5 protein-coding genes, 2 pseudogenes and 1 riboswitch are annotated in these 8,826 nt (G+C 62.2%); all 7 genes and pseudogenes read right to left on the bottom strand.

The genetic code is table 11. The features are described 5' to 3' along the window. Window positions 1–1,007: 1,007 nt before the first annotated feature. A pseudogene (cobS, locus tag SD70_RS31830) lies at window positions 1,008–1,789 on the bottom strand (adenosylcobinamide-GDP ribazoletransferase). Window positions 1,790–1,842: 53 nt separating this feature from the next. Further along, the gene (cbiB, locus tag SD70_RS31825; protein WP_041052623.1) at window positions 1,843–2,823 is read right to left on the bottom strand and encodes an adenosylcobinamide-phosphate synthase CbiB; all 981 of its coding nucleotides are present in this window, start codon (window positions 2,821–2,823) and stop codon (window positions 1,843–1,845) included. A 1-nt stretch (window position 2,824) separates the two neighbouring features. Beyond that, on the bottom strand, window positions 2,825–3,649 hold the full coding sequence (locus SD70_RS40600; protein WP_052488117.1) for a bifunctional adenosylcobinamide kinase/adenosylcobinamide-phosphate guanylyltransferase: 825 nt from the start codon (window positions 3,647–3,649) through the stop codon (window positions 2,825–2,827). Window positions 3,650–3,691: 42 nt separating this feature from the next. Next, window positions 3,692–4,754 (bottom strand): annotated as a pseudogene (cobT, locus tag SD70_RS31815) (nicotinate-nucleotide--dimethylbenzimidazole phosphoribosyltransferase). 8 nt (window positions 4,755–4,762) lie between these two features. Further along, the gene (locus SD70_RS31810; protein WP_052488119.1) at window positions 4,763–5,608 is read right to left on the bottom strand and encodes an ABC transporter ATP-binding protein; all 846 of its coding nucleotides are present in this window, start codon (window positions 5,606–5,608) and stop codon (window positions 4,763–4,765) included. An 11-nt stretch (window positions 5,609–5,619) separates the two neighbouring features. Then, window positions 5,620–6,609 carry a FecCD family ABC transporter permease gene (locus tag SD70_RS31805; RefSeq protein ID WP_231571719.1) on the bottom strand — a complete coding sequence of 330 codons (990 nt, stop codon included), beginning with the start codon at window positions 6,607–6,609 and terminating at the stop codon, window positions 5,620–5,622. A gap of 58 nt (window positions 6,610–6,667) precedes the next feature. Continuing rightward, a complete protein-coding gene (locus SD70_RS31800) occupies window positions 6,668–7,681 on the bottom strand; it encodes an ABC transporter substrate-binding protein (RefSeq protein ID WP_041052625.1) in 1,014 nt (337 codons plus the stop codon). Between the two features lie 371 nt (window positions 7,682–8,052). Continuing rightward, window positions 8,053–8,377: riboswitch (cobalamin riboswitch) on the bottom strand. Between the last annotated feature and the right edge of the window lie 449 nt (window positions 8,378–8,826).

The following is an 8,826-nucleotide window of genomic DNA, read 5'->3' as shown; positions in this document are numbered from 1 at the left end:
ATCGTTGACGCTGTTCTCCCATAAGTGGACACTCCCTTTGTTTCGTAGGATTATTATCTAATTCCCTTATCGGAGTGTCCACTTTTTATTCTAACTGCAAACGTTCCGTTAAGGGTGATCTGGTGCCCGTCTATCCGCGGAATAACGGAACTGCGTTCCGTTATCAGCCAATTTCCCGAATATTTCCCGAAATTAACGGAACGAGAGTACGTTATCCCCGCAGTTTAAGCGAGAATTGCTCTTATTTTGGACCGATAACGGAACAACGTTCCGTTACGGGTGATCTGGTGCCCGTCTATCCGCCGAATAACGGAACTGCGTTCCGTTAAGGGTGATCCGGTGCCCCTCCATCCGCGCAATCATGGAGCTACCCTCCGTTATTGCTGCAAGGAAAGGTGCGCTGCGGCATGAGCATATGGGTTAATGCCCTGCCCGCCAGCAGGTGTCCCCCAAATCCGATCCTTTGAACGGAATCGCAATCCTGTTCAAGTTCCCAGTCCTGCTTTGTTCGGCCTGAGGTTTTCATCCGCTCTTTTCGTGCGTCTGCAGTCTGCTCATACAAGCTTCTTCAGGTGAATGTAGCGTCGACGGTTGCCGAAAGCCGCGCTATTTGGCAAAAACGTTCCGCTTGACGCTGCTTTTTACGGATGGTTGCTCAGCGGAGGTGCGGCCTGGTCGCCCGACCGTCTGCTGTAGCTGGAAATCCTCCCGCTAATTTAACCGGAATCTTGAATCCGGGCGGGGTTAGCGGGAAAACCTCCTGTAAAATCACTGGATCCTCCTACTTCGGATGAATTTGATGTAATTAGCGGCAGGTTTTCCATGTAATTGAATGCAACCGTATCAAGCAGAAACGTGAACAGGAGGAATTCCAGTTAAGCCTCAGCATCGCTCTCATGTAGTGTTCTAAGCCGCAGCTCATGTAACCGCCGCCTTCATCCGGGTTTGAAGCTTCAATTCAAATGGAAACGGACGAGCATCGTTTCCCGATTGAATGATAAGCGCGGTTATAGAGCCCAGCGATATAAATTATATGTTAAAAAAAGCCCCTTATGTATTCCTATTGCCATCAGCGCCAGCAGCAACGTTTCCAGCAGCTCGTTGATCGCGCCGTAAGTGTCGCCGGTCAGCCCGCCAAGCTTGCGGCTTATGCGCTGCGCGATCGCCCAGCCGGCGCCATAGGCTGCGGCTGCCAGCACGGCGGCCGCAGCCAGCGCCGCCGGCCAGCGGGCCGCGCCGAAGGCGGCCAGCGCCAGCGCCAGCGTTAGCGGCGCGGCAAGCAGCGCCGCCGCTCCGGCGTGACGGCGCGTCACGCCGCGGTACAAGCTGCCGAGGCCTGAGCCCTCGGCGCGGGCGTACGGCCAGCCGGCGATGGCCGCAGCAGGAAGGCGCGGCTGAGCAGCGGCGCCGCCGGCAGCAGCAGAAGCGCCTGCCTGCCCGCGTCGCCGGTCCATAACGTCAGCAGCGCAGCCTTCAAGAGCAGCTGCATGCAGCCGGCGATGACGCCCATTGCCCCGACGCGGCTGTCTTTCATTATTTCCAGCATGCGCTCGCGCGAGCGGTGGCTGAGCAGGCCGTCGGCCGTATCCATGAGGCCGTCCAGGTGGAGGCCGCCGGTCAGCCCGACCCACACCGCAAGCGCGATGATGGCGGCCGGCAGCGCAGGCAGCAGCCATCCGGCGGCGGCGCAGACGGCGGCGACAAGCAAGCCGATGACGAGACCTACCGCCGGATAGGCGACAACGCTGCGCGCCAGCGTCGCTTCCTCGAACGGCACCGTGACGGGCATCGGCAGCCGCGACAAAAACTGGAAGGCGGCGGCGATGGCGTGCAGCGACATTTTTAGGCGTGGAGCCATAATCCGATCACCAAACCTCCCGCTGCGAGTGCGCTAACCGCATACAAGATGCGCACTGCCGCCAAAATGTCGTCCCGCCGCCGCTCCCGCAGCGGCCAGCCGAGACGCGCCCGCTCGCTGGCGACGCCGAAGTATACGTTGCGGCCGCCGAGCTCGATACCGAGTGCGCCCGCCACCGCCGCTTCGGGGATGCCGCTGTTCGGGCTCGGGTGCAGCTTGGCGAAGCGGCGGATCGAGCGCGCCGCGCGAACGCCGGCCAGACGCGGATCGATGGCCGCGGCCAGGATAATGAGCGCGCCGGCAAGGCGAGCAGGGACGTAATTCATGACGTCGTCCCATCGTGCCGAAGCCCAGCCGAAATGAACGTACTTGTCGTTCTTGTAGCCGACCATTGAATCGAGCGTATTCGCCGCGCGGTACAGCATCGCCAGCGGGGCGCCGCCGAGAATGGCGAACAGAAGCGGCGAGACGAAGGCGTCGACGATGTTTTCCGCAACGGTTTCGACGACGGCCCGCGTCAGCTCCTCCTCGCCGAGCCCGGCCGTATCCCGCCCGACGATGTAGCCGGTATACTTCCGCGCATCCTGCAAATTGCCGCCACTGAGCGGCTTGTAAACTTTCATGGCGGCGTCCTTTAGCCCTTTGACGGCAAGCGTTGTGCTGATGAGCCAGGTGCCTGCGGCATAACCGAGGTAGGGGTGGAGCCAGCGGGCAACGCCGACCGCCAGCGCAGCAGCGCCGGAAGCAAGCAGCAGCGTGCTTAGCAGTAGCGCGACGCCGCGCAGCTTCAGGGCGGACGGCGAAAGTCCCGGCCGGCGCAAACGGCGATCGGCGAAAACGATCCAGCGGCCGATGCCGACGACTGGATGCGGCAGCCGCGCCGGATCGCCGACGAGCCAGTCGATGACAACGGCGGCCAGCGACATCGCCATCGTTTCCTGCAGCGTGTAGCCGAAGAGAAGCATGTCAGCTTCCCCCTTCTCCGGAACTGCCATGCGGGAAACGGTACTGCAATTGTTTAAGCTCGACAGGGATCCCGGCAGTAACCAGAAACACGCGCTCCGCCCGCTCCGCCATTAGCCGGTTGAGACGTCCGGCCCAATCGCGGTACAGGCGGCCGAGCGGGTATTCCGGCACGATGCCGCTGCCGACTTCGTTCGTCACGATCGTGAGCCGCCCTGGAAAAGCGGCCGCCGCCGCGACTAGCTCGCCGATTTCCGCATCGAGCAGCCGATCGCGTTCCGGCTCATGCTCGTGCCGCAGCAGCCGGTTCGACAGCCACAGCGTCAAACAGTCGACGAGTACGCCTGGTGCCTCGTCGCGAGACGCGGTGCCTGCCAAAAGCGCCTCATTCGCGCTCCCGGCCTGGTCGGCGCCATTGGCGTCAGCTCCTGCCTCAGCCGCACGCTCGGATCGCGTTTCCACGCCGTCGCCCGGGTCAACGCCACGAGCATCCGCCCCGGCTTCACCCACACGCTGGGGGCGCATTGCCGCATTCACGGCTGGGCCACCGCCGCTGGCCTCCCCCCCGGTCTCGTCTCCACGCCCAAGCCGCGCTTCCGCCCCTAAGCGGCGCAGCAGCGCGCTCAGCGCATGAGGCTCCTCCACCGTCCGCCAAGCAAAGCCCGACGCCTCGCGCTCGCGCCGATGCAGCTCGATCCGCTCCCGCATTTCGTTATCGTATATTTGCGCGGTGGCGATGTATATGCCGGCTTTATGCTCGTGCCGCACAAGCCGCTCGGCGAAGCCGCTTTTGCCGCTGCGGGCGCCGCCCGTTACGAGCGTCAGCATGCCGATCCTTCCTTTCCCGAATAGCGCTGCGCGCTACAAAGTTCATTCCCGCGACACGCCGGCGCTTTCGAACGTCGCCATCTCGCGCATCATGCGGCCGGCGGCGTCGATGATCGGGAACAGCAGCGCCGCACCCGTCCCTTCCCCTAGCCGCATGTCGAGCTGCAGCACCGGCGTTAGCCCGAGCTCCTGCAGCAGCCGCGCATGGCCGCGTTCCTGCGACAGATGGGAAGCGATCATGTACGGCTGCAAGCCGGTGCGAGCCGGGCGGCCACGAGCGCCGCCGCAGTGGATATGAACCCGTCGATGACGACGGGACACCGCTGCGCCGCCGCGCCGAGAATACGCCGGCGATGCCGGCGATCTCCAGCCCGCCGAGCTTCGCCAGCGTGCCGAGCGGATCGCGTGCGTCGGGCTCGTTCGCGGCGATGCCGCGCTCGATCGCCCCAATCTTGCGCGCTACGCCGGCATCGTCGACGCCCGTGCCGCGCCCGACCGCCTCCGCGACCGGCACCCCGCCGAGCACCGCAAGCAGAGCGGCGCTCGGCGTCGTATTGCCAATCCCCATATCGCCTGTGCCGAACATCCGAAAGCCTTGCTCCACGAGCTCAGCAACCAGTTCGGCCCCAACCAGTACGGCTTGCGCCGCCTCCTCTTCCGTCATCGCCGGCCCGCGAGCCAAATTCGCCGTCCCGCGGCGAACTTTACGCGACACGAGTCCGGGATGCGACAGATCGGCATTCACGCCGACATCGACGCAGACGACCTCGGCCGCAGCTTGGCGCGTGAAAACGTTGACCGCCGCCCCGCCGCTCAAGAAGTTCAACACCATCTGCGGCGTCACTTCCGCCGGGAAGGCGCTGACGCCCTCCTCGCATACGCCGTGATCGCCGGCCATGACGATGACCGCCTTCCGCTCGAATGCAGGCATTACCTCGCCGGTAATCGCCGCCAGCTGCTTCGCCAGCGTCTCGAGCCGGCCCAGGCTGCCCGGCGGCTTCGTCAGCTGATCGAGCCTGACCCCCGCTGCCGCTTCCGCCTCCGCATCAACAGCCCCGATTCGCCCGATAAGCTGCTGCAATTGTGAAACCGTCGTCTTTTCCATCGCCGTCTTCATCCTTTCGCTCGCTCCTGCTGTTCGTTCACGCCGGTGCGCAGCAATATTTGCGGCGCACCGTTGACCGGATGCGCCAGTACGATCGGTTCCGTTCCGTACACGTCGGCGATAAGCTCGCTGCGCACGAGCTGCTCCGGCGTCCCTTCCGCCACAGCCTTTCCTTGCCGCAGCACGAGCAGCCGGTCGCAATATTGCGCCGCCAAATTGATGTCGTGCAGCACCGCTACTACGGTAAGACCGGCTTCGCGCTGCCACGACTTGATATAATCCATCATCTGCACCTGATGCCCAATATCGAGAAACGTCGTCGGTTCGTCCAGCAGCAGAAGCTGCGGCTGCTGCGCCATCACCTTGGCGAGAGCGACCCGCTGCTTCTCACCGCCGCTCAACTTGTCGACGGCGCGATCCGCTATCGGCTGCAGGCCGAGCCGCTCCATGATCGCGTCGACCAGCTCCGCCGCTCCCGGCTCGTCGTCGCCGAGCCAGCTTTGATACGGGTACCGGCCCATTTCCACGACCTCGCGCACCGTAAAACCGACCGGCGGCAGCGCGTCCTGCTGCAGCACGGCGAGCTTGCGCGCGAGCTCCTTTCGTCCGTAAGCGGCAATCGGCCTGCCCTCGATTTCGACGGTTCCGGCACTTGGCGTTTCCACGCCGGATACGATGCGAAGCAGCGTCGATTTGCCGCTGCCGTTCGGGCCGAGAATGCCGAGGCATTCCCCGCGCCGCGCCGTAAAGCTGATGCCCTGCAAGGCGACGCCGGAGCCGAAGCGTTTGGCCGCTCCTTCGGTGCGAATGACTGTCTGCGGCTGGCTTCCGGCATCATTTTCCAAAAGCGTCATGTCCACCGTGCTCACACTCCCCTCATGCTCCGAGCGCCCGCTTGTGCCTGCGCAGCAGCATCATAAAAAAACGGCGCGCCGAGGAAGGCGGTGACGACGCCGATAGGAATTTCCGTCGGGCTGAGCAGCGTGCGCGCGAGCGTATCCGCCCAGAGGACGTAAATCGCCCCGCCGAGCGCCGATAACGGCAGCAGCAGCCGGTAATCCGGCCCGACGGTAAGGCGCACGAGATGCGGCACGATGAGCCCGACGAAGCCGATGACGCCGGCTACCGACACCGACGCCGCGGTCAGCATCGAGGCGGTGACGAGCACGACGATTTTCGTTCTTTCCACGTTGACGCCGAGATGCGCGGCCTGCCGCTCCCCGATGGCAAACAGATTGAGCGCCTTCGCATGCGCCAGCAGCACGACGAAGCCGAGCGCAACGTAAGGCCCGACGAGCGCCGGGTACGCCCAGCCCCGCATCGCAAGCGAGCCCATGAGCCAATACACGATGTCGTTGATGACTTGCTTGGACATAGCGATAAAGAAGGCCACCACAGCGCCGAGAAACGCCTGCATCACAGTGCCGGACAAAATCAGCGTCTCTATGTGCCATTTGCCGTCCATGACCGACATGCGCAGCACGACCGCAAGCGCCGCCAGCGCGGTGACGAAGGCGATGAGCGGCAGCGTCCATTGCCCGAAAAAAGCGGTCTGAAGGCCAAAATAGAGCAGAAACGCAGCCCCGACCGATGCCCCCGACGATACGCCGAGCGTGAACGGATCGGCCAGCGGATTGCGCAGCACCCCTTGGAACGCCGCGCCCGCCAGCGACAAAGCCGCCCCGACGAGCATGCCGAGCGCCACCCGGGCCAGCCGCACCTTCCAAATAATTTGTTCTTCCTGAACGGACCAGGGGTGCGGCGAATAGCCGCCGAGCCCCGGCACGTGCGATGCGACGATGCCGACGATATGTCCTGCCGGCACCGTGACGGAGCCGAGCGACAAGCTCGCCACAATCGACAGAAGCAGGAGGAGCAGCCCCCCTCCTCCCCATTGCCAAGCTTGCGCTTCATTATTTCACCAGATCGGGATAGATCGCTTTGGCCATCGCTAGCAAGCCTTCCGTCAGGCGGGGGCCGGGCCGGTTGAACGGTCCGGAGGCGAGACCGATGACCCGGTTGTTTTTGATAGCGTTAATTTGATCCCAGCCGCTCCGTCCGCGAATCAACTGGTCCATCGTCTTCTTGGTCTTATCGTCGACGACGTCGCTCGCGTACAAAATGACGTCCGGATTCGCCTGAATGATTTTTTCTTCGCTGATTTGGTTCCAGCCCTTCGTGTCTGCGGCGACGTTGATGCCGCCGGCAAGCGTGATGAGCTCATCCATGAACTCTCCCTTGCCAACCGTCCAGCCTGGAGAAAACTCGACGTACACTTTCTTTTTTTGCTCCTGCGGCACGCTTTTTACGGCGTCCTGCACTTTCTGCATGTCGGCTTTCATCTTCGCCACAACTTGCTCCGCCTGCTCCTGACGGTCAGTGATGCGCCCGAATTGCAGCACGTCGTTCATAACGTCGGCGACTGTCTTCGGCTCTACCTTGAACAGGTTCAGATTCATCCCGCGCAGCTGCTCCACGGCGTCCTTCTTCATCGATACTCCTGTGAAAATGATATCGGCGCCCGTAGCGATCATCGCCTCCGTATTCGGCTTCACGACGCCGCCGAGCTTCGGCTTCGATTTCGCTTCCGCCGGATAATCGTCGAAATCCGATACGCCCACGATTTTGTCGCCGAGTCCTAAGGCAAACAAGATTTCCGTCTCCGCCGGCGACACCGAGGCGATTTTGTCCGGCGCTTTCGCGAATGTGAACTCATTGCCGGTCGCGTCCTTTTCTTTTAGCGGGTACTGCGTCTTCAGCGCGCCGGCCGCCGGTTTGCCGCTGCCGGCTTCAGACGAAACGACTTTCGCCGGCTCCGTCTGCGGGGCCGTATTCTCCTTGCCGGCCGCGCCGCAGCCTGCGAGCGCGAGGGCGAATGCGCCGATCGCCGTCCAGGCGAGTCCCGTTTTTCTCCATTGCTTGTTCATGCTCATGCCAGTCTCTCTCCTTTGTCTGTTCCTTTGTGGCATCGGTTTATTCCAACGATGCGTCGCGCTCCATGACCGGGGATAAACGGCTAACGCCGTCCTTCGGAACGCGCGCGTTTGCCGGCGTTAAGCTGGCTGTGAGACGCCCGGCACATTGCTCGCCGTTCCTTCTCCAGCTTAACGCCTAGTAGCGGAATAAGCCCAAGTATAGGCATAGCGCATACTTGCTGATGAAGGCAAAAACCCCTCCGCCGCGAGGCAGAGGGGACGTTAAGCGGAAAATCGCAGCCGCAGGGCGCGCAGGCGGCAGCAGTTGCAGCGTCGCAGCGCACGGCTATTCCGGTTAGCGCAATCCTTTCCTCGAAGGATGACGTAGCCTGACCGAATAGGCAGGTCTCCTGACTTGCGGGTGTGCGTCAGCTTTGCTTTGCTTCCGGGACATACGGCTTGCGCCGCCCTTTGGGGCGTACGCGTTCACCGCACGCAGCGGAACCAGACAAGTACAGGCGCTCGCCTATACTTTCCGATGGAGCAAAAGCGTTGGGACGCACGCCGCCCCGCCTTCCCGTCCGGCAAAGACAGTGGCGCTTGGGGGCGTTACCCGGTTTACAGTGGCGGGACCGTGCCGGATTTGCACCGGCTTCCCTTTTAACCTGCAGCGCTGAAGCTGCGGGCACCTATCGGCTGTATGGGTTGTTCCGTTACTCTTCATCGATTATAGGCCAGCCGGACGGACGCTGACAAGCTATTTTTTGCCTGCGCTCTTTGGCGCAGATGAACGGACCACCATAGTCGTCCTTACGGAATTCATCGGTTCGGCTGGATGCCTCCCTCCGCCATTTGCGCATTATGCAGCAGGAAGACGCGGTTTACATCCATGGTTTCTGTACAAATGCGGTTCTGTCCGCCTGACCGGTTGCAGTTGCCGGAAAACCTCCCCTTAAATCGGCCAAAATCTCGAATAAAGCGGGGTTAACGGGAAAATGTCATGGTAAATCGTCGATATTTCTAATGAAAGTACAAGCTACACGGAACTAGCGGTAGAATCTCCTAGGCCCCCTAATTAAACTGGAGTCCAAGCCCCCAATTAATTAAACTAAAGGTAATGGGAGGCGGGACAAAATGCGTTCGAAGAAAGTGTTTGA

The sequence above is a fragment of the Gordoniibacillus kamchatkensis genome, assembly GCF_000829455.1.
Lineage (GTDB): Bacteria > Bacillota > Bacilli > Paenibacillales > NBRC-103111 > Gordoniibacillus > Gordoniibacillus kamchatkensis.
Note: the sequence above shows the minus strand (reverse complement) of the source record. Positions and strands in the feature narration are given on the sequence as shown.

Coding starts and splice junctions, on each gene's coding strand:
- SD70_RS31810 (WP_052488119.1), bottom strand. CDS start 5,608: ATGACGCTTTTGGAAAATGATGCCGGAAGCCAGCCGCAGACAGTCATT.
- SD70_RS40600 (WP_052488117.1), bottom strand. CDS start 3,649: ATGCTGACGCTCGTAACGGGCGGCGCCCGCAGCGGCAAAAGCGGCTTC.
- cbiB (WP_041052623.1), bottom strand. CDS start 2,823: ATGCTTCTCTTCGGCTACACGCTGCAGGAAACGATGGCGATGTCGCTG.
- SD70_RS31800 (WP_041052625.1), bottom strand. CDS start 7,681: ATGAACAAGCAATGGAGAAAAACGGGACTCGCCTGGACGGCGATCGGC.